This window comes from Dyadobacter sp. OTU695, from assembly GCF_038440355.1.
In the GTDB taxonomy this organism is placed as follows: domain Bacteria; phylum Bacteroidota; class Bacteroidia; order Cytophagales; family Spirosomataceae; genus Dyadobacter.
This window is the reverse complement of sequence record NZ_JASATN010000015.1, coordinates 57,369-80,154: the sequence shown is the minus strand read 5'-3', so window position 1 is coordinate 80,154 and position 22,786 is coordinate 57,369. Positions and strand designations below refer to the sequence as shown.

Genomic DNA, 22,786 nt, shown 5'->3' with positions numbered 1-22,786 from the left:
TAATGGGCCGCCCCGAAAATGTTCATGTCGTACCCTTCCCATATGCAATACCAGAAAATCAAATTCACCAATGCCGAAAAAAGTACGTTTTTCACCACTTTAAGGCATCGGGTAGACCACTACTTTTCCGCGAACGAGCTTTGTAAATCAGGCGGTAATCAGATCATCTACAAGGCTCTCTTCATGCTAAGTCTCTACATCGTACCCTACGCATTGGTCCTTTCGGGCCACTTTTCTAACCTGGTCATGGCGGGGCTGGCCGTAGTAATGGGTTTTGGTGTGGCCGGCGTCGGAATGTCCGTCATGCACGACGCCATCCACGGATCGCTCGCCAAATCGCGGATTTTGAACAAGATATTCGGGGCCTCAATTTACCTGCTGGGCGGTAACGCCTATAACTGGGAAGTTCAGCATAATAGATTGCATCATACCTACACCAACATTCACGATGTGGATGAAGACATTACGGGCAAGTTTCTTTTACGGCTCTCATTTCAGGAAAAACAAAAGTACATTCACCGGTTCCAGCACATCTATGCTTTCCTTTTGTACAGCCTGATGACCGTGTCATTCTTATGGAAAGATTTCAAGGAGATCGGGGTTTTTAACAGAATGGCCGAGTCGGGCATGACGAAGCCCTATCCAACGAAAGAGCTGATCAGACTTATTGCCACTAAACTGGCTTATCTGTTTTTCATCTGCATTGTACCGCTCTCCTTCACCTCGCTGACATTCTGGGAATGGCTGGCGGGCTTTTTCCTGATGCACGGTACCGCAGGTATGATATTGAGTACCATATTCCAAATGGCCCACGTCGTGGAAGGCGCCGAGCAGCCTGAACCCGACAATACCGGCTGCATTGAAAATGCCTGGGCCGTTCACCAGTTGCAAACTACTTCCAATTTCGCAGGAAAGAACCGTATTCTCTCTTGGTTTATTGGCGGGCTGGATTATCAGATCGAACACCATCTTTTTCCTTCCATTTCCCATATCCACTACCACGCATTGTCGCCCATTGTAAAAGCCACCGCATTAGAATTCGGATTGGTTTACAATGCCAAAGCCAACTTCGGCAATGCCCTGGGCTCGCATGTGAGAATGCTAAAAAGTATGGGAACGAGGTAGGCCACGTTCCCATATATTCGCGAATAACCTTGATCAGGTCAGAAATGCGCAGGCTCCTCCAACTCGCTGTCCCTTGCGACGCGTTCGATCATTTTCATTTTCTCGAAGTTTTTAGGCCGTGAGAAGAATGTATAAATGGCCGGGATCACGTACAGCGTAAGTACGAGTGAAAAAAGAAGTCCTCCCATGATCACGATACCCATGGACATCCGGCTGCGGCCCGCTGACCCAAGCGCCATCGCGATGGGTAATGCGCCGAGGACGGTGGCCAAGCTCGTCATAAGGATAGGCCTGAAACGCATTGTTGCCGCTTCCAGGGCCGCTTCCTGGATACTCCTGCCTTGCTCCCGCAGTTGATTGGCGAATTCCACGATCAGAATACCGTTCTTCGTTACCAGTCCGATGAGCATGATCATTCCGATCTGGCTGAAAATATTGAGGGTCTGATCGAAGAACCAAAGCGAGAATACCGCCCCACCGATCGCCAGCGGCACGGTGAACATGATAATGAACGGATCTACGAAGCTTTCAAATTGCGCCGCCAGAATGAAATAGATCAGGATTAATGCCAGGAAGAAAGAGAACATGGTGTTCGATGAACTTTCGGCATAGTCACGGGACGAGCCGCTCAATGCGGTCTGAATCGTCTCGTCGTTCAACTTGTCGCGGATACGGTCCATGGCGGCGATGCCGTCGCCAATCGTCTTCCCGGGCGCTAGTGCGGCCTGCACGGTTGCGCTCATGTAGCGGTTATAATGGAAAAGTTGCGGCGGGCTGCTCTCCTCTTCCGCTTTCACGATGTTGTCCAGCTGTACCAGTCTGCCCGTATTGGTTTTGACAAACATACTTTTTAAATCCAGCGGTTCGTCGCGGTTGGCACGGTCATACTGACCGATCACCTGATACTGCCGACCGTTCATCGTGAAATAGCCGAAACGCTGTCCCGCAAATGCGAGCTGCATCGTCTGGGCTACATCCTGTACCGATACGCCCAGCGACTTCGCCTTCTCGCGGTCGATCGTGATCTGGATTTCCGGCTTGCTGAATTTCAGGTTCACATCCGTAATCGCGAAAGTCGGGTCTTCCGAAACTTCTTCCATGAATTTCGGAAGGTATTCTCTCAGCTTCTCGAAATCCGGCGCCTGGATCACATACTGGATTGGCAAACCACCGCGGGAGTCCACCGAAATCGTCTGCTGCTGTACGACAAACGACTTGGCGTCGGGCATTTGTTTAAGTTTTTTATTGATGTAATCCGCAATCTCCTGCTGCGATTCCTTCCTGAACTTCTTATCCACCAATGCGATGCGGCCACTTCCCGTATTGGCCGCACCAAGCCCTGAGTTTCCGGGCGAGGTGATCAGCATCAGGCCTTTTTTACCCGGCATGGAGTCCATCAGCATGTTACCTACATTCTGAACATACCGGTCGGTAAATTCAAATGAAGAGCCTTCGGGCGCAGTCATATTGATACGGAACCAATTGCGGTCGTCCAAGGGCGCCAGCTCCGATTGAAGATCTTTGCCAAAAAACCAGATCATTCCCAACGTAATGCCCACCAGCGGAATGGCCACCCAACGCATTTTGAGGAATTTCGCCAGCGCATTGCCGTAATCATTGGTAATTTTCTCAAAAAACGGCTCGGTCTTTTCGTAAAACCAGCTTTTCTTATGGGTCTTGCGCACCAGATATGCATTCAGCATCGGCGTCAGTGTCAGCGAGACGAACGCGGAGATTAATACAGCGGCGGAAATGACGATACCGAACTCCCGGAACAGTTTTCCTACAAAACCTTCCATAAAAATAACCGGCAAAAACACGGACGCCAGCGTAATGGATGTCGACAAAACGGCGAAAATGATCTCATTCGAACCTTTGATAGCCGCTTCGATCGGGCTCATGCCCTGCTCGATCTTCTTGAAAATGTTCTCCGTGACGACAATACCGTCATCCACCACGAGCCCTGTCGCGAGCACGATCGCGAGCAGCGTAAGCACGTTCACGGAAAAACCCATGATGTACATGATGAAGAATGTCCCGATCAGCGACACCGGGATGTCGATCAACGGACGGAAGGCGATGAGCCAATCGCGGAAGAAGAGGTAAATGATGATCACTACCAGAACGATGGCGATCAAGAGCGTTTCCCCTACTTCTTCGATAGAGCGCTCGACGAAAATGGTATTGTCGATCAGCGTGTCCAGCTTGTAATCTTTGGGAAGTTCCTTTTTAATGGACTCCATCCGCTTGTTGACCTCCTCGGCAATATTGAGGTAATTGGCCCCCGGCATCGGCGAAATCGCCAGACCGATCATTGGCACATTGTCGAGTCGCAGGATCGTTTCCTCATTCTCCGGTCCCAGCGTCGCCGAACCGATATCTTTGAGATGGATCGTTTGAGTGGCCGAATTTTTAATGATCATTTCATTAAAATCCTCTTCGCTACGGAAGCGGCCGATGGTTTTCACGGTCAGCTCCGTATTGTCGCCGGCGAGTTTCCCACTTGGTAATTCCACATTCTCCTTATCAAGCGCAGATTTCACATCCTGGGTAGTAATCCCCAGAGCGGCCATTTTGATGGGATCCATCCAGATCCGCATTGCATACTTTTTCTGCCCGAATATGCGGATTTCACTCACGCCCTCGATCGTTTGCAGGCGCTGGGCGATTACGTTTTCGGCGTAGTCGCTCACTTCGAGGTGCGAGCGGGTATTGCTCGTGAATGTCAGTACAATAATGGGCTCGGAGTTGGCATCGGCTTTACTTACGACCGGCGGGCCGTCGATATCGAGCGGTAATGTCCGCGAAGCCGAGCCTACTTTGTCACGCACATCGTTAGCGGCACGCTCCATATCCACACCAATGTCGAACTCGACGGTAATCTGGCTCGTGCCCTGGCTGCTGGTAGAGCTGATCGATTTGATACCTTCGATGCTATTCAGCTGCTTTTCGAGCGGTTCGGTGATCTGCGACTCGATGATATCGGCATTCGCTCCCGTATAGCTTGTTCGGATGGATACCACCGGCGGGTCGATCGACGGGAACTCGCGCATCCCCAGGAATTTATATCCCAGAAACCCGAACAAAATGATCAGCAGGTTCATCACAATCGCGAGAACCGGCCTTTTGATGGAAAGGGTTGAGATACTCATAGGTTGACCTTCACGGCGGTGTTGGGTTTGATGGCGATGATTCCCGAAGTAATCAGCGAATCGCCGGGCTGTAACCCGTCTATGATCTGGATCTTTTTGTCGGTACGTAAGCCGGTGGTCACCATTGCTTCCTGCGCTTTGCCATCCTTCACAACAAACACTTTCTTTCCTTTCAGGACCGGCACGATGGCCTCCGTCGGGATCATCATTGCCATGCGGTTAGCATCCAGGTCGGCTAGTACTTTCACGAACATGCCCGGCACAAACCGGCCTTCGGGATTGTTGGCCAACGCGCGCACGCGTAAAGTGCGAAGGTTTTCGTCCACTTTCGGGTCGATGGCCAGGATTTTGGCGCTGTAAGTCGAAGGGTCCCCGTCGAGATTGAATTTGACGGTACTCCCCACCCGGATACTGGGGCTGTATTTTTCGGGAACGGTAAAATCGATTTTCACCGGATTGCTCTGAACAATCGTGACGATGGGCGTACCCGGCGCCAGAAATGCTCCTTCGCTGATGAATTTCAACCCGATCCGACCGCTGAATGGTGCGCGGATTTCCGTCTTTTCAAGCTGTGCCTCGATCACTTCTTTTTCCGCTTCCAAAACGCGTATATTGTTGGAAGTCACATCATATTCTTCCAGGTTGATCGCCTCCACGTTCAGCAGCTTCTTCTGCCTCGCCTCTATTTTTTTGCTCAAATCCTGGTTGTAGGCTACTTTCTGCAACTGTGCGCGGAGCTCGCGGTCGTTGATTTTAGCAATAAGCTGACCTTTGTTAATGTAGGCCCCTTCCTTAATATCGAGCTTCACGAGCCGGCCCGAAATTTCGGCCATCAGGTTTACTTCCTCGTTGGGCAGTACAGTACCCGAAGCGAAGATCTGGTTCTCGATAGATTCCCTACCAACAATAAATACATTCACCGGCACGGCTCCGCCGGAAGATTTCGCATTCTTGGCATCCCCACCCTTTTTCGCATCGGAACCTTTCCCCTCACCGGGTTTTGAGAAAATAAACAACTTTCCCAACACCAGTGCGACGATGATCCCCGCCACCAACATGATCGTACGCATAGATTACTTAAAAATAAAATTCGTTCAAGAAGAGTAGTAATTAGTTATATTTTGCCAAAGCACTATTTAAAGATACTTCATATTGTAAAAAGAGGCAATGTAGATGTTTTATACTTCTGCAAAGCAATGCCTCCCCATGTTGTTTGCCGAATGACACTTTCCGGCTGCTCAATGCCGCTTTTGACACTGCGGCGTTTTATTATCTTTAAGCAATCATCACAAACCAAATTCCTCACACGATGAAAATAGCGTACACCTTCGGTTACTATCTGATCATCACCATTATCATATCGTTAACTATGCACACATACGGACAAGGCCCGGTTAAAAATTATAATGCAGAGTGGAAGAAAGTCGACGAGCTCACCGGCAAAGGACTTGACAAGGATGCTCTGGAACAGGTAAGAAAAATACATTTGCTTGCCAAACAAGACAAGCAGGATGCCCAGGTAATTAAAGCGGCTGTATATATGATACAGTTGCAGGCAGAGAACCGTGAGGATAATGCCATTGCGTCTATTCTTGATCTGGAAAAGGAGATATCCGCCAGCACCGGGCCTGCTAAGTCAATTCTGACCAACCTACTGGCATCTCAATACTACTTCTACTACCAAACCGTCCGCTGGCAACTTTATCGCCGCACCGCCACGGTCAACTTCGATAAAAAAGACATTGCTACCTGGGGAACCGAAGATTTTCATCAAAAAATAGGCGCATTATACCTCGAATCGATCCGCGACGAGGCACTTTTGAAAAATACCCGGCTTGAACCCTTTGACGCCATTATTACCAAAGGCAATACGCGTAAACTGCGGCCAACCCTATACGATCTGCTGACTTTCAAAGCATTGGAATACTTCTCTACCGACGAACCCAATATCAAAAAACCAGCCTACAAATTTGAAATCAACACGGCGTCGGCATTTGATCCTGCCGCCGACTTTATTCACCGGAAATTTGAAACAAAAGATCCGGCTTCGCTGGAACATCATGCCCTGCTACTTTATCAGAAACTAATCGCATTCCACCTGGAAGACAAGGATCCGGGCGCGTTGATCGACGTCGATCTCGCCCGTCTTCAATATGTCAGGCAGAAATCCGTACACCCGGATAAGGACGCGCTTTATTTTATGGCGGTCAGTCACATTGCCGACCAATACCAGTCTACGCCGGCAGCGGCGCAGGCATGGTACCTGAAAGCACTTTGGCTCAATGAAGAGGCAGATAATTATAAACCCGGAAGTGATTCGACACTCCGCTTTGAGCGCGTAAAAGCACTGGAAATCTGTCAAAGAATTGCCGGGAAAAACCCGGAGACGGAAGGTGGAATCAATGCATTTAATCTGGCCAAACAAATCATCCGGAAAAGCCTTTACTTTTCAATGGAGCAAGTGAATGTTGTCGATAAACCGTTCCGGATGCTGGTGAAGTACAAGAATTTTAACAAGTTGTTTGTACGGGTTGTCAAAGCCAACGATCTAATCAGAACCAGTATGGAACGGGACGACAACGATACAAAATGGACCCGGTTGGCGAGTTTGAAGCCATTCCGCGCTTGGGAACAGTCACTTCCGGAAACCGGAGATTATCAGGAACACGCCGTTGAAATAAAGTCCGAGGGCTTACCATCCGGAGAGTACGTGCTATTGGTGAGTTCCGACGCCGGTTTCAGAAATGGTGAAGCGGTACTCGGCGCTACATTGTTTTATGTATCCGATATTAGTTATGTGCAGAAAGGAGAGGATTTCTTTGTCCTGAACCGTGATAGCGGTCAACCGCTGGCCGGGGCAACCGTCCAGGTTTGGGAAAAAAGCTACAACTATAATACGAGGAGCTACGTCAGCACTAAAGGACCAAGGTTTACTACTGATCCGTTTGGCCGTTTCGAGCTACCTGCACCGGCCCAAACCAACAGTGCCAGACAAACGCTGCTGGAAATCACTTATCAGCAGGATGGGCTCTTCTTGCAGGAACACGCAAGCAGGTATTACTATAATGAAGAGAACACTGAAGAACAAGCCAACGGGACTATACAAGCATATCTTTTCACAGACCGCAGTTTATACCGCCCTGGCCAGACGGTTTACTACAAGGGTATTGTCAGAAAAGGTACCCGTGTACTCAACGATCAGAGCGCGGAATTCACCGTTACGCTCTATAACGCGAATGCGGAGCATGTGGCTGAGGCAAAGCATCACGTCAATGCATTCGGCAGTTTTAATGGCTCGTTTAATATTCCGCAAAGCGGGCTTACCGGTAATTTTTATATACAGATCAGGGATGAGTACCGGGCCGACTTCCGTGTAGAGGAATATAAACGACCGCTGTTTGCCGTAGGGTTTGACACACTTAAAACCACTTACAAGGTTAACGAGCAGATAAATGTGACGGGTAGGGCATTGGCCTACGCAGGGAATGCAATCGATGGAGCGACGGTAAAGTACCGGGTAATGCGTACGCCTAGAATGATCTACACCTGGCTGGTCAAACGCTGGTGGCAACCGGCGCAGCCTATGGAAATTGCACATGGCGATACCGTGACCGGCCCGGACGGTGCATTCCAGGTTCATTTCGAAGCTATTCCCGACCTCAAGATCGATTCCAAAACGGACCCGGTGTTTGACTACGTTGTCTACGCAGATGTAACGGACAGTAATGGGGAGACCAGGAGCTCCCAGACGCTGATTTCAGTGAGCTACAAGTCTTATGTGCTGCGAGCCGATATCCCTTCCAAAATGGATGTCGGCCAATTCAAATCGCTGTCTGTTCGTACCGAAAACCTCGCCGGCGCATTTGCCCCTGCGGACGCAACGATCCGGATCGAACGCATCTTGCCGGAAAAGAGGCTGATAAGGACCCGTTTCTGGCCACAGCCCGATTTGTTTGTAATGACTAAAAGCGAATACCTGGCTAATTTTCCAAACGATGAATATAACGATGAAACGGAAATGGAAAATTGGGAGGTGGCTGGCGTGGGCGTCGGTAAAACCGTTAGTCTCAGCCCCGATTCCGAAATTCCAGTCTCAGAATTTGGGCTCGGTGCCGGTTTCTATAAAATTCAGATCAGCGCGGTTAATGCCGCCGGAGAAAAACTCACCGACGTCAAGTTTATCGAACTGACCGACCCCAACGCTAAAAAACTTACGCATTCGCAGTACATCGCACCCACGCACAGCAAGGCCATTGAGCCGGGCGAAAAAGGCCAATATGCGTTGGGTACTTCCGCCGACAAGGTGTTTTTGGTTACGAGTACCAATCAAAAATCAGCTACGAAAGATTTTTCCTACATCACACTAAATGATGAAGTCAGGACCTTTAATTATACCGCTTCGGAAGCTGACCGTGGTGGCTATTCCGTGGATTACATGTTCGTCAAGCACAACCGGGTGCATACCTACATGGAAACCATCATGGTGCCCTGGACGAATAAAGACCTGCAAATTGAATATGAAACATTCCGGGACAAAACGCTGCCCGGAAGCAAGGAAACATGGAAAGTCAAAATCAGCGGTTACCGCAAAGAAAAAGTGGCTGCTGAAATGCTGGGCAGCATGTACGACGCATCACTGGATCAGTTTTACCCGCATCAATGGACAAAACCACACATCTGGCGCGAACAAACCGGCTTGACATACTGGACCGACAATGGCAACTTCCGTTCGGCAGACGCAAATATCCGTTATGCGGAGCATGGGGAATACAAGTATTTTGAGAAGAGCTATGATGTGCTAATCCAGGGATTGGGGATATATGCCGCGGATGTGGCCGGTGGAAGTCGTCCAAGGCGTATGCAAATGGCGGTCAGGGGGGCCGTTGCAGAATCCATGCCGCAAGCCGCACCAATGGCAATGGAAGAAAAAAGGGATACATCCATCGGCATGGACGGAGATCCCAAGTTGAACGAGGTTGTGAAGGTAGATTATGGCTTCAATCGCAATCAGGAAAAAACCAAAACAGAGGGCGCAGAACCCAATCCGACAGTTAATGCAGCATCGCCGCTTCGCACCAATTTCAACGAAACCGCATTCTTTCTCCCTGATTTAAAAACCGACGGCGAAGGGAACATCACCTTCTCCTTCACGATGCCGGAAGCGCTCACGAAATGGAAATTTCAGGCGCTGGCGCACACGCAGGAGCTTGCTTTGGGTTACAGTTCTAAGGAGATCATTACCCAAAAAGAACTGATGGTGCAACCCAATGCCCCGCGTTTCCTGCGGGAAGGCGACCGGATCAACTTCCCGGTCAAGGTAGTGAACCTTACCAAAGCAATGCTGAAAGGCGAAGTGGTGCTTCAACTGATCGATACGGAAACCAGCCTGCCTGTGGATGATCTTTTCAGGAATAACAGGCCGTCTGACGCCTTTTCAATTGCAGCCGGCCAAAGCGAAACTGTTCTGTTTTCACTGGAAATACCAAAGGGCTTCAACAAAATGGTTACCTGGCGGGCCGTTGCGAAAGCCGGAAACCTGTCGGATGGAGAAGAAAACATGCTGCCCGTTCTTCCCAACAGGATGCTGGTAACGGAAAGCATGCCGCTATCGATAAAAGGAAACGGCACGAAGCATTTTACATTCGAAAAACTGGCAGCATCCTCCCAGTCGGCTACATTGACCCATCAGTCGGTAACAGTTGAATACAGCAGTAACCCGGCCTGGTATGCGGTACAATCCCTGCCATATTTAATGGAATATCCGTACGAGTGTGCCGAGCAAACCTGGAACCGTTATTATGCCAACTCGCTTGCGTCGCATATCGTAAATGCGTCCACACGCATGGCGCAGATTTTCAAATTATGGAGAGGTAAGGAAGCATTGCAAAGTAATTTGCACAAGAATCAGGAGCTGAAATCGCTGGTGTTGCAAGAAACACCCTGGGTGCTGGCATCGAAAACGGAAGACGAGCAAAAACGCAACATTGCATTGCTGTTCGACCTTGCCAAAATGGAAAACGAGTTGAATGCAAGCATGGTCAAATTACAGGAAATGCAAAGCAGCAACGGTGGGTTTGTTTGGTTCAAAGGCGGGCCTGATGATCGTTACATTACCCAGTATATCGTTACCGGCATCGGGCATTTGCAAAAGATCAAGGCATTCCAGCCCGTACAACAGAAAGGTATCGATGCGATCCTTGAGAAAGCCATTCCTTACCTCGATAAACGCATTCAGGAAGATTACAAAAACCTCATCAAATATAAAACAGACCTGAAAAGCTATGTTCCGGGACCGGTAGCGTTGCAATATCTTTACGCGAGAAGCTTTTTCAGCCAGCCAATTCCAACCGGATCTCAAAAGGCATACCAGTACTACCGCGATCGGGCGAGAGCTACCTGGGTTTCCCAATCCAAATTGCTGCAAGGCATGACCGCATTAGTAGCACAGCGCACACAAGACAGTAAAACGGCAAATCAGATCCTTGAATCATTGCGCCAGACAGCTATCCGTAACGAAGAGCTCGGTATGTATTGGAAGGCGAACCAGCGCGGATGGTGGTGGCATGAGGCGCCCATTGAGCGCCAGGCTTTGCTCATTGAAGCGTTTCAGGAAATTGGCAATGATCAATCGACAATTGCCGCTCTGAAAACCTGGCTCCTCAAAAACAAGCAGACCAATAGCTGGGAAAGCACGAAAGCGACCGCAGAGGCTTGCTATGCCCTGCTCATGAATGGGAGCGATTGGCTAGCCGAATCTCCGCAAGCCACTGTCCGCGTTGGTGACACGGAAATCAGTTCTACGGGCCAAAAAACAGAAAGCGGTACCGGTTATTTTAAACAAACCATCGATTCAGGAATAACCGCAAAAATGGGGAATATCGATCTCATTGTGAATGGCGGAAAGGCATCTTCTCAGCTCCCTGGCTGGGGCGCCGTCTACTGGCAATACTTCGAAGATCTCGACAAAATCACCTTCGCCGAAACACCTTTAAAACTCACCAAACAGCTTTTTGTCGAAACAAATACAGATACCGGCCCGGCGCTCACACCCGTGCGCGAAGGCGCTGCCGTGAAGGTGGGCGATAAAATTAAAGTACGCATCGAGCTGCGCGTCGACCGGGATATGGAATATGTGCATATGAAGGATATGCGGGCGTCAGGGCTTGAACCGGTGAATGTCCTGAGCGGTTATCGCTGGCAAGGTAGTCTGGGTTACTACGAAAGCACGCGCGACGCGAGTACCAATTTCTTTTTCGATGCCTTGCGCAAAGGAACTTATGTATTCGAATATCCGCTTTTTATAACACACGAGGGCGATTTCAGCAATGGTATCACAACGATCCAATGCATGTACGCGCCGGAGTTTACCGCTCATAGCGAAGGAGTCAGATTAAAAGCATTACCCGGAAAGTAACATGTCCGTACAAATCATTCAAGCTACCATCAACGATCTGGACAGCGTCCGACAAATTGGAATAGACACTTTTTACGAATCTTTTTCTTCGGCTAACACAGAGGAAAACATGACGCATTACCTGGAAACCGGTTTCAGCCTGGAAAAAGTGGCGTCCGAACTCGGCAATCCTTTTTCAGAATTCCACCTTGCCTATGATGGCGACCAGCTGATCGGCTATCTCAAAATCAACCACGGTCCTGCGCAAAGTGAATTGAAAGATGATACGGCATTGGAAATCGAGCGGATATATGTCCTCCAAGCCTGGCAGGGACAGAAAATTGGTCAGCTGTTTTATGATAAAGCCATCGAAATCGCCCGCACACACCAGTACACCTATGTATGGCTGGGCGTGTGGGAAAAGAATGAAAAGGCAATCGGTTTTTACAAACGAAATGGTTTTGTGGAATTTGATAAACACCTTTTCACGCTCGGCACCGACATTCAGACCGATATTATGATGCGGAAAGAATTGTAAGAGCGCCGCACAGGAGGCATTCGCGTCAGCTGACCGCCTCCTGAATTTTCAAAATTGCGCTTGCAAATGCTTCCATGTCTTCCCGATCGCCCAGCATGGCATGTTGGAGAATCCAGACGGCGTCCGTATCACAGGCTTGTTCTGCTATCGGGCAAAAGGTGCGGCTGTAATCGGCGCTGTCGGGAATGGCGTAGCACATGAAGGTTTTGTTTTGAAAAAGCGGCTGCTTGTATAGCGGATGCGGGTAACCCTTGAAGCTCGGCACACCCTCGGCCGCTAGCATAGCGGCAAATTCGCTTTTGGTTAGCCCACCGAATTTCGAAGCGTCGTATTTGAATATGTAAATGTGATAACCGTGCAGCGTGATATGTTCGTTGCGTTCCAAAGGAGAAACACCTTCTATTTTCTCCAATAAACTACTTAAATACAGACCATTATCGTTCCTTCGGCGCGTTTGCTCTTCCAGTCTTTTCAGTTGTTCCGACAACAGCACCGCCTGCATTTGGGTAATGCGGTAATTGCAGCCCGGATTATAATGCTCATACCATTGCCCGCCTTCGATCCGCCCTACATTGCGCAGGGAATGCATCATCGCGTACAAATCATCATCATCGGTAATGACAATGCCGCCTTCACCGGAGGTCAGGTTTTTGGAGGATTGAAAACTAAAACTGCCCACATGGCCGATAGAGCCTAATTTTTTGCCTTTGTACTCGGCCCCGTGCCCATGTGCAGCATCCTCGATCACTTTCAGGTTGTACCGTCGCGCAATGTCCATGATCGCATCCATATCGCAAGCGAGCCCGCCAAAATGCACCGGCACGATCACCTTCGTCCGCGGGGTAATAGCCGCCTCGATAGCCGCCGGGCTGATATTGTAAGTCTCCGGATCGATATCCACAAAAATCGGCACACAATTGCACTCAATCACCGAAGACGCCGTAGTAATGAACGTATAAGGCGGCACGATCACCTCGTCACCGGGTTTCACCTCGCATGCCATCAGCGCCAGCCGGAGCGACACCGAGCCATTTACGCAGGTAATGGCATATTTACTTCCACAATAGGCAGCAAAAGCCTGCTCGAAACGCTCCACCTCATCGCCACAATCCGGATTGCCCCATTTGCCGCTCGCAACAACCGATGCAACGGCATTCACCTCGTTTTCATCGTAAATAGGCCAGGGAAATGTCTTTTCAATGGTCTTGGGTCTGCCGTAGATCGCGAGTTGTTCCTTTTTGCTGCTCATGGGTCTGGTATTCCGAAAATGTTGTGGCAATTTTTAACGGGAATACTATTGCAAACTCAAATCGGGCTATTTCCACCCTGCCGAGGGTAGGATTATAGTCTTTTTAGACGACAACCCAGTATTTATCCCACAAACCCTTAGTCGCATTCCGTTCATGAATAACAGACAACTACTCTATGCCCTGCTCATTGCAGGGATGTCACTGGGCACGGCCTGGGCCATACGCGGCCAGTTTGGGCACGAACAAGGCGCCGCCTGGGCAGGCGGTATCGGCGGATTGAGCATCGTCCTGATCGCCAAACGCAAAGACTGGTATGCCAAAGCATTCCAGCTTACCCTGGCTTCGGCGGCTGGCTGGGGTATAGGCGGTATCATCAGCTACGGCAAAGTCGTCGGTTTTGCACGCGGGCTCGAATTCGGGAACGTCTATTACGGATTTCTGATGCTCGGAATTATCGGTGGGCTGTTCGGACTGATCGGCGGAGGGCTATTCGGGCTTACCCTGGCCTCTTCCCGCGAAAAACCAGTGCAATGGCCGCAGCTAATCACGGAAATGACCGCCGGGGCGATCATTTTTTATTACCTGCTCATCGAGGAACTCGGCTGGCTTATGACACCGCCGCGCTCGGAAGCCTGGGCCGCGTGTCTTGGAATGACCGTCGCGTTGTTTTGGCACATGATCCGCCATCAGCAACGTTCGGCAATAAGGCTGGCCATTTTCGCCGGACTTGGCAGCGGTTTCGGCTTTGCATTCGGCAACTTCCTGCAGGTAATGGGAAGCGTGTCAGGCATTCATTTCAACTTCTGGAACGTCATGGAATATTCGATCGGCTTTTTCGGCGGCGTGGGAATGGCGTACGGCACGTTCACGTCCGAATGGGAAACTACCGATATGCAGGGCTCGCGCTCGCGCATGCTCGCACCGATCATTATCCTGACGTTAATCATCCCATTCATCGTCTGGGATCAGTCGTTTGAAACGAAAAGACTGGTTGAAACGATCCAGGGTTTCGACCCGCTCGCCGATGCGGCCGGAATCACGAATGCCGTACAATGGGTAGCATTGCTATTGGTACTGGCATTTGCCGGTTATGGTGTATTTAAATACTATATCGGGACAAAAGCACCTTTTTCCGCGCTTACATACGCGGCTATTCAGCTATTTTTCTTTCTTAACCTCGGCCTGTACACCGTTTACAGCATTCTCATTACCTGCGCATTCATGAGCCTCTACCGCATCGAACAATACCTCTACGTTCTGAATGTGGCGGTACTGGCTTTCCTCATGAAAAAAACGCAGGCATCCTTTTCCGACCGCGGTCTCAATATCAGTCGTTGGGCCATCAACTTCGCATTCATTATCGCCATTTTCGCGATCCTCACCGCCGTCGCCATCAGCACGCATGGAGAATTGAATGGAGCTAACAGGCGGTTTGAGTGAAAAGCGACGGATAATCGCTAACATTTTTGTGTCAATTAATGATAAAAGGGCTAGATTTAACTAACCAAACGAATGCTCAAATGGATGCCTTATCTAACGTTGTGCAGATTTTGAAAGAATTGAAACCAGAACTCACGGATAGATATCACGTAACCTCAATCGGGTTGTTTGGCTCGATTGTAAGAGATGATTTCAGTTCGGAAAGCGATGTAGACATTATTGTGGATTTTAGCCAGCCTGTCGGAATCGAATTCGTTGACCTCGCCGATCTGATTGAGGAGCGCATTGGAAAACCTGTCGATCTGGTATCCAAAAAAGGCATAAAACCCCGGTATTTTGAGGAGATATCTTCGGAAATACTTTATGTCTAGACGCAGACCTTCACTGCTTGTGCAGGATATGCTAGATAGCGGAACCAAAATTCTCTACTATACCAGAAATCTTACGTTTGAAGAATTTATCGATGACGACAAAACGGTTGATGCAGTAATCCGAAATTTTGAAATCATAGGCGAGGCGGCCAATCGGCTACCCGAGGAGTTCCGGGATCGCCACGCGAACATTGACTGGCATAAAATTCGAGGATTAAGAAACCGGATCGTTCACGACTATTTTGGCATTGACCTCTCAATCGTCTGGGAAGTAAAAAACCACTATTTGCCCATTCTTATAGCTGAATTAAGCCTCTTGGATTTTTAATTTGAGACAAAAGCCATCCTGACGATCTCAGAATGGCTTTTGTGTTTTAACGGTGCAACCCCAACTCCCTCAACCCGCGGATCATCTTCTCCGGCTCGTCGGTCTGGATGATATTGGCACCTTGGCTGGCAAGGCTTTTCAGCGTTTCGACGACATTCCCTTTCCTGATTTCAACATCCGGGGTACCTAATGCGTTGATCCAGATCCTCGCCCCCTTGCTTCTGATCAGACCCGTGACTTCGGGCGTATAGAATTTCGAATCGATATGTACGACTTCCGGTTTGAAGCGTGTCAATGCAGAGTCAGCCATGGCTTGCGAATAGGCCCGCGGCATAAGCATGTAGTTTTTAGAAGCAGCGTCGACCTTCGCGAGTATCTCGTAGTCGCTGTCGAAAAAGAATACAAAGTCGCCTGCCTCCATTTTCTTTACAACCTCGATTACCTTGTCGATTCGTTCTGTTTTCAGATCAAGATCGACCATAATGCGCCCCTTTGCTGTTTGCAATGCTTCCTCTAATGTCGGGATCGTTTCGTCCGTCACTTTGCCGTTGGAAACGAGCCGTAATTTCCGGAGCTCTTCGAAGCTTTGCGTCTCAAGGTCGCCTTTGCCGGTGGTAGTACGGTCAATTTTGCCGTCGTGCATGAGCATTGGAATACCATCCCTGCTCACTTTTACATCAATTTCTACAATATCAACGCCCAATCGGATCGCTTCCCTGATCGCTGGCAGCGAATTTTCCGGTAATTGGTGATGCACCGCCCGGTGCGATGCTACCAGCACATTTTTAGAGGTTCGGTCCAGAAATTCCTTCCTGATCGTTTCAACTTGCGCGTGGGTTTTGAAAACAACAAAAAATAATAGGATAACGGGTAATGTAATGCGGGTCATTATAATTCAAGTTATTAAACACTATTTCGTAATCGTCAGCTCGTCTTTTACCTCGCCTTCCGGGTTGTAACATTTGTAATGCAACGTATTTCCCTTGATCGATATATGCTGATAAAGCGGACCATCTTTATACCTTACCACCGCATAATCCTCCTTCGGCCACCGTACCTGCTTGCCGGGAATGCTGATTGACATCAGGTAAATGGTGCCTTTTGCCGGACTCGCAACTTCTTTCTCCTTAAACATCGGCTTCGTACGCAAGTAGTAATGCATATGCCCGCTCATGACCATATCCACATGGTATTTGTCAAAAAGCGTACACCACTCCCTTTTGATCTCGTCGTAAGGCTCCTCGAAGTTGTAGGGGGGAAAATGAAACATCGCAAACTTCCATTTGGCCTTCGAATTCCTGAGCTGATTTTCAACCCATTTGCTTTGCTCAGGCACCGAAAGCGTAGCGTCGATCATCAGGAAAAGCGCATCCTGGTAGTTGAATGCGTAGGTCATTTCAGAAGGCTGTCCGGCAGGGCCGTTTTCAGGCAGGCTGAACATTTCCTTGTACATCCATGCACCCAGACCGTCCTGGCTATCGTGGTTGCCCGGCACCGGCATCAGTGGTCGCGTGCTGAATGTAGAGCCGGCATGCGCCCAGAGCTGGTCCCAATCGTCGCGGTGCAGGCCGGTGGTCACCAGGTCGCCTGCGATGGAGAAAAAGGCCGTTTCAGGGTGTCGTTTGATGGATTTTTGCGCCATATCGCCCCATATAGGTGAGTAATGCGTATCGCCGAACCAGATAAACGAGAAATCCTTCACGCGATCGGAGGCAGTACGGAACGACGATGCTGGTGACCATGCACGTCCCGTACCAATCGAATAATGGTACAATGAGCCCGGGTTCAACCCCTTAAGCTGCGCGGTAAAGCGGTTCACGAACCGGTCGTTCTGCAACAGCCTGTCCTCCATCATAAATGCCGAAGCATCCGTAAAAAGGGTGTCGGAAGCACCTGGTTTCCAACATTTCACTTTGCTCCTTAACACCTTAGAGCTGGTACGCCACTGGATATTCGCCGTGGTAGCGGGGTCGCCACTCCATGTCATGATCACCTGGTCGGGCTTTTCTGACGACGGCGTCGCTGTTGTTCTGAATGCATTCACCAGGTGCGCCTCCCGTGCGCGTCCACGCACCGTCGTGAAGAGCGTCTGGCCTTTCAGTTCGTCGGGCACTTCTGTCAACACCAGACCGTCCCAGTCGTGGTAAGTAAATGCGCCCTTTTGCAACGTACTTAATGCATACTGTGCAGGAACCACGCTCGAGACCGCCAATTTTTCGGTCTTGTCCAGCGGCGCTACGCTAATGAAATATACCGGCCGATCTTTGTCAAAACCATTGATCCCAAGCCCTACCTGGCCTTTTTCGAAATCTTTTTGCCAGACTTCGTAGGTATATTCTTCGTTTTTAACAAGCATCTGTGTTTTTCTAAACCCGCTTTGTTGAAGCCAGAAAGGGGGCATGGCCTGCCCGGTATGCCGCATCAGCGATACTCTTACCGGAACATTCACTTCGAAAGTCCAGAAACGCGTTGCCAGCGTTTCCTTGTCACGATCGCTGAGAACGCTCAGGATATACGCATCCGAAATGGTATCAAGTTGCGCGGGTGTAAGTGTTTCATAGAGTCGTGTCACCGCGCGGTCGATCACTTCCTTCACCGTTCTTTCAGGTTGCTCATCGCTTCCCGCGTAAAAAGACATCCAAACAGGGCATAGCAAGGCCCACCAAAGCATTCTTTTATTTTTGATCATGGCTATTTGAAGTTTCCCGTTAGGTATAGTTACACCTATTTCGAAGATTTACAGAACCGACTTATTATCCGTTAAAAACACTCTTGTACTCTCCGTATACACGTCACCCTGGGGCGTTTTGTATTTTAGATCCACATAAAAAGCTCTGAAACCACTTGCAGGTAGTTCAGCGGTTACCTTTACGTCGGATTTCCGGCTTATTTTCAAACTCTGCGCGGTCCAGGTATCATTCCGCAAATCCTGGTCCGGCGAGTTGGCCGACCACAGGATCACATCCACCAGCGCATCGGAAGTAGCCTTGATATCGAGATTCACCTTCCGGTTAGCTATCGATTGGCTCCACTTGCATTCGGTATAAGGCCGCTTGTTAATCGTAGCGCCGAAGAACGCACTCAGGGCTTCCATAGCCTGCTTACCGTCGCCCAGGTCGTGGCCCGCATTCGGCACGTAATGCAGCATATTCTTTCCGGGAATTTTGTCGAGATAATTTTTGATATTGTCCACCACCCAGTATTCATCGTTAGTCCCCATAAATATCATCTTGGGCATCGTCAGCTTCGAGCGGTAGGAAAAAGGATCGATCATCGTCGTGATAGCCTGCCCGTCGGGCGAGCCGGTTGACTGTGGAATGCCCAGTTTTACATAATCTTCGATCTGGACGCTGTAATCGCCCCACGATTTAATCTGATAATCAAGACTTACCGGCATATTCAACACATCGATCACCATCGGCGCGATCGCCTCCACGCGCTTGTCGCTTGCGCCTGTAAGCCAGGTTGTCCACCCGCGCTTGGACGCGCCCGTGACCACGAAGCTGTTAACTGTATGCTTCAATTGTTTTTGGGAAAACTGCTGCACCGCGTCCATCGCCTTCACCGCACTTTTGACCATCGGAAAAAGCAGCGGCCAGGTATAGTCCTTGTCCTTTTTGAAGTTGTGCAACGTGTAAGAAATCAGTGCATCCTCCGTAAGATCGTCGAAAAACGGCTGGTTCGGCGTTTGTTTCAGCAATGCCACGATGGCCTGGTTCGTAGTAGCCACCGCGCCGAGCGATGCGTACATTTTTTCATCCTTTTTGCTGTTCCAGTTCGGCTGCCCGTTGGCGTTGGAGCCGCCGGTAATGAAAAGCAATGCGTCGTCGTGCCGGTTTTCCCTGGGTACGATCACCGTCATCTGGTGTGTCCAGGTAAATTCGCGCCATTTCTGCGAGGTAACGAGTATTTGGTAAAATGTCAGATCGTCGCGTTTGAACGTCTCTTTCACTTCCCATTTAAAGGTTTTGTCGCCATTGTTAAGATAACTTTCCAACGCATTTTCAGGCGTTACTTTTTGTGCATTCACAAAAACGTTGGCAAAAATTGCCAACAGTATAGACGAAACGGATTTGAGGATTATTTTCAAAAACATGATCACTCCTATTTGGTTTGAAAAATCGGTTTACTTGCCGGGCACAGTCGGCTTAGATGCTGTCGGTGCAGGCGCGGGGCTGTCTTTTACTAATTTCAATGCCTGCTCGATGTAAATCTCGCCTGTCATTTCGCCCAGGCTAGTCCGGCTTACGTAGTCATACCTTTTAAAACTGTTGAAATCCACCTTCGTAAGCATATAGCCAAAGGCATCGTTCGTCAGCCCGAAAAGGAACGGCTGTTTGGTATTCATATGCCTTTTTACATAGTACCCGATATTCGGTAATGCCTCGCCCGGCACTGTCAGCACCTGGGCGGTACCGATATTGAGCAGGTTAAGCAGGGTCACGATCCGGTTATCACCGGCCATTTCATTCTTAATGGGTGATTTTTGGAGGATAAAACGCATGATCTCGGAATCAACCGGGAACTCAATCCTGCGGGAAACACAGTAGACATCGGGATTTTCCTGAACTGCCGCATCTTTCACGATTCTCAACGCTTCGTCGGCCAACAGCTCGCCTATCCTTTTGCATTCACTCCAATCATTGGCCTCCTTCCCGTTTTCAAGACGGTTATCCGCCGTTACCATTCCGCCCTGCGCGCCGTTCATAAAAATGGCCGTTCCTCCACCCTGCGACTCGATGCGGTCATAGAGTGGTCCGCAAAGGTCGGGACTCAGAATACCCCTTCCCGACCCGATCACTTCCGGGTGCACCGCGTAGTTCACCAGGGTCGCAATAGGTTTGCCCTTGTTGGCCCCAGAAGTCGCAATAGCCTGGATTACACCGCAACGCGGATCATAAAGCTGGTCGGCGTAATAGTTGTAGGCGATCTTGCCTTTTGCTTCACCCACCGCAATTTTCAATGAAGCATCTTCCAGCTTCCCGACTGCCTCGTTCACAGCATCAGCAATTTGCTGTACGCAACGATCGAGGTAGGCAAGGTCGGCGAACGATTCGCCTTTTTCATTGGGAAAACCATAAGCGTCGGGCCCGCTATGCGTATGCGTAGCGCCTATGAGCACATTCTCGGGCGCGACGCCTTTGATAAGCTTTCTCGACCTGTTGCCCAAGGCGGCCGGCCAGCCGAGATTATCCACATTTACAATAGCTATCCGCACTGCGCCCTTCTCCATGACAAATGCCCTCGCATACAGCTCACCATTTTTTTCAGTCGCTTTTTTGGGGGTACCAATGCCGCCCGAAACCGGCAGCAGCGGATCGGGCGTGATCAACCTTACGGCTGCCGCTGCCCTGAAATGCTGACCAACGGCAACCTGGCTTATGTACAGGCAGAAACAGCAAAAGAGAATCGCCCTGAATTTCATGATGGAGATGGGATTTTATGAAAACTAAACCGGAACTGCTGGATGATTCCCGACAGTCCCGGTTTTAAATACTCACCTTAAAACAAATATGACTACCACGGCTTGCCCGTTCCTTGCAAAAGCCATTGCTTAGACCACGCACTGTTACCGTTATCGGCCTGCGAATAGCCGGTAACTTCCAGCTTGCTCACGGCATCGAGCGCATTCGTTTTGTTGATGCGCAGCTCATCCTGCATGTAATAGAAACGCACCGGCAAAACCTCCCGCTTGGCCGCCGGACCCGCCTTCAATGCAGGCAGACCGGTGCGACGGTAATCGAACCAGGCTTCGGTAGCAGCCGTCCAGCTGGCGATCCATTTCTGTTCGAGCACCTGTTTCAATGTATTATCGAAAATCACACCTGGTGTTGCAATGTAAGCGGCGTATTTGTCGCCCACCGTCCAGGTCTCCATCGATGCCTTTACTCCTGCTTCGTAGCGGTCTTTGGCAACACCGGTAGCCCACCCTTTCAGTGCGGCCTCGGCCAGGATGAAATTCACCTCGGCAGCCGAGATCAGCCGTGCCCGCAGCAACGGTCCTTTGGCAGCTTTGTAAATGTTGTTCAAAAACGATACGTGAGGGTTGAAGGACGTCTGCCCCGGCGTAGGGTTGAGGTTATACGCTGATGGTAATGCTGAGAAGCTCGGCGGCAATCCCACATATTCCGGGTCGGTATCTACTTGCGCATTCTTCACCTTGTCCGGCGAAAGTATCCGCTTGCCGTCTACGATCTTGTCAGTACCGGCTGGTTGAGTTGGATCTACTACCAATGGTATTTCCACCTTATTGGCCCAGATCCCGAGCCGCGGGTCTTTCAATGTCTGTAACCTTTCCACCAGTGTAGCGCACATTTTAATGCGGCGGTAATTGCTTCCGCTGGCGTCGCTCACGGTATTGGCCGGCCAGGAATCGGCTTCGCTGTTCCCGGGGAAGCCCATGGTGGCGTCATCCGCATTGGAAGTGATAATGGGATATTGTGCTGCATTCGCCACGATTTTCTCGATACCTGCCTTGGCAATATCGGGCTGCTTGCCCGAAATGCGCATATAGTAACGCAGCAAAAGCGAGTTAGCCATTTTGCGCCATTTCGTGGGGTTACCACCATAGAAAACGTCTACATTGTCGATGATACCTACATATTCGGCTTTCGGCTTGGAAAGCAAAGTATTGGCCTTTTCGAGATCGGCAATAATGCCCGCGTAGATCTTGTCCTGGCTGTCAAATGCAGGCAGAATATCCGCCGTAGTTCCTTCTTCCCCTTTCAGTGCAGTGGTATAGGGCGCATCGCCCCACAGATCGGTGATCAGCCCGAACATGAACGATTTCATGACCAGCGATACACCCTGGTGAAACTCGAAATTCGTTTCCAAAGCACGTTTATAGACCAGGTCGTTGTTACGCAGCACGTCGTAATAGGCGTTCCAGCTCTGATCGCCGCCCCAATCGTAGTCATTATGCCCGCTCGACCACGCATCTTTCTGAGTGTGCTGCACGACGCCTGCGATGTCCTGATAACCCAGGTTTACGTACAATTTTGCGGCCTCCGTCAACACGGTCGGCAACACAAGGTTCGGGTTTACCGACTCGGGTGTGACGCCGTTCGGGTTTTCATTGAGCTCCGTCAGATCTTTACAAGAAAAGATCATGCATGCCAGCAGCAGCGGTATGATGACGAACTTGTTATGAAACTTTTTCATGAGTTTATTTATATTTAAATATACTATA

14 protein-coding genes are annotated in these 22,786 nt (G+C 49.8%); 6 read left to right on the top strand and 8 right to left on the bottom strand.

What is annotated here, in order from left to right; genetic code table 11:
* Window positions 1-42 precede the first annotated feature (42 nt).
* Window positions 43-1,125 (top strand): fatty acid desaturase family protein, encoded by a 1,083-nt coding sequence (locus AAHB90_RS24055; RefSeq protein WP_342087795.1) that lies wholly within the window; start codon window positions 43-45, stop codon window positions 1,123-1,125.
* Window positions 1,126-1,163: 38 nt separating this feature from the next.
* On the opposite strand, the gene AAHB90_RS24050 is transcribed toward AAHB90_RS24055, so the two are convergent.
* Both AAHB90_RS24050 and AAHB90_RS24045 read right to left on the bottom strand, forming a co-directional pair.
* The gene (locus tag AAHB90_RS24050; protein ID WP_342087794.1) at window positions 1,164-4,277 is read right to left on the bottom strand and encodes an efflux RND transporter permease subunit; all 3,114 of its coding nucleotides are present in this window, start codon (window positions 4,275-4,277) and stop codon (window positions 1,164-1,166) included.
* Complete coding sequence (locus AAHB90_RS24045; protein WP_342087793.1) at window positions 4,274-5,347, bottom strand: efflux RND transporter periplasmic adaptor subunit; 1,074 nt, start codon at window positions 5,345-5,347, stop codon at window positions 4,274-4,276. The genes AAHB90_RS24050 and AAHB90_RS24045 overlap by 4 nt, the downstream gene beginning before the upstream one ends.
* A 239-nt stretch (window positions 5,348-5,586) precedes the next feature.
* Here AAHB90_RS24045 and AAHB90_RS24040 point away from each other — a divergent pair, with 239 nt between their 5' ends.
* Both AAHB90_RS24040 and AAHB90_RS24035 read left to right on the top strand, forming a co-directional pair.
* Window positions 5,587-11,691 carry an alpha-2-macroglobulin family protein gene (locus tag AAHB90_RS24040; RefSeq protein WP_342087792.1) on the top strand — a complete coding sequence of 2,035 codons (6,105 nt, stop codon included), beginning with the start codon at window positions 5,587-5,589 and terminating at the stop codon, window positions 11,689-11,691.
* A 1-nt stretch (window position 11,692) separates the two neighbouring features.
* Complete coding sequence (locus tag AAHB90_RS24035) at window positions 11,693-12,208, top strand: GNAT family N-acetyltransferase (RefSeq protein WP_342087791.1); 516 nt, start codon at window positions 11,693-11,695, stop codon at window positions 12,206-12,208.
* Window positions 12,209-12,233: 25 nt separating this feature from the next.
* Here the strand turns inward: AAHB90_RS24035 and AAHB90_RS24030 are convergent, their stop codons facing one another.
* Complete coding sequence (locus tag AAHB90_RS24030) at window positions 12,234-13,457, bottom strand: DegT/DnrJ/EryC1/StrS family aminotransferase (RefSeq protein WP_342087790.1); 1,224 nt, start codon at window positions 13,455-13,457, stop codon at window positions 12,234-12,236.
* A 154-nt stretch (window positions 13,458-13,611) separates the two neighbouring features.
* Here AAHB90_RS24030 and AAHB90_RS24025 point away from each other — a divergent pair, with 154 nt between their 5' ends.
* From AAHB90_RS24025 to AAHB90_RS24015, 3 genes are all read left to right on the top strand, one after another.
* A complete protein-coding gene (locus AAHB90_RS24025; RefSeq protein WP_342087789.1) occupies window positions 13,612-14,898 on the top strand; it encodes a hypothetical protein in 1,287 nt (428 codons plus the stop codon).
* Window positions 14,899-14,978: 80 nt separating this feature from the next.
* Entirely contained in the window at window positions 14,979-15,269 is a 291-nt protein-coding gene (locus AAHB90_RS24020; protein WP_342087788.1) for a nucleotidyltransferase family protein, read from the top strand.
* On the top strand, window positions 15,262-15,597 hold the full coding sequence (locus AAHB90_RS24015; protein WP_342087787.1) for a HepT-like ribonuclease domain-containing protein: 336 nt from the start codon (window positions 15,262-15,264) through the stop codon (window positions 15,595-15,597). Before AAHB90_RS24020 ends, AAHB90_RS24015 begins: the two co-directional genes overlap by 8 nt.
* Before the next feature lie 46 nt (window positions 15,598-15,643).
* Here the strand turns inward: AAHB90_RS24015 and AAHB90_RS24010 are convergent, their stop codons facing one another.
* The 5 genes from AAHB90_RS24010 to AAHB90_RS23990 all read right to left on the bottom strand — a co-directional run bounded on the left by AAHB90_RS24010 (window position 15,644) and on the right by AAHB90_RS23990 (window position 22,758).
* Window positions 15,644-16,486, bottom strand: coding sequence for a glycerophosphodiester phosphodiesterase family protein (locus AAHB90_RS24010; protein WP_342087786.1), 843 nt, complete (start codon window positions 16,484-16,486; stop codon window positions 15,644-15,646).
* 21 nt (window positions 16,487-16,507) lie between these two features.
* Entirely contained in the window at window positions 16,508-18,286 is a 1,779-nt protein-coding gene (locus tag AAHB90_RS24005) for a metallophosphoesterase family protein (protein WP_342087785.1), read from the bottom strand.
* 48 nt (window positions 18,287-18,334) lie between these two features.
* Complete coding sequence (locus AAHB90_RS24000) at window positions 18,335-19,693, bottom strand: PhoPQ-activated pathogenicity-related family protein (protein ID WP_342087784.1); 1,359 nt, start codon at window positions 19,691-19,693, stop codon at window positions 18,335-18,337.
* A gap of 30 nt (window positions 19,694-19,723) precedes the next feature.
* Window positions 19,724-21,022 carry a hypothetical protein gene (locus AAHB90_RS23995; RefSeq protein ID WP_342087783.1) on the bottom strand — a complete coding sequence of 433 codons (1,299 nt, stop codon included), beginning with the start codon at window positions 21,020-21,022 and terminating at the stop codon, window positions 19,724-19,726.
* A gap of 92 nt (window positions 21,023-21,114) precedes the next feature.
* Window positions 21,115-22,758, bottom strand: coding sequence for a SusD/RagB family nutrient-binding outer membrane lipoprotein (locus AAHB90_RS23990; protein WP_342087782.1), 1,644 nt, complete (start codon window positions 22,756-22,758; stop codon window positions 21,115-21,117).
* Between the last annotated feature and the right edge of the window lie 28 nt (window positions 22,759-22,786).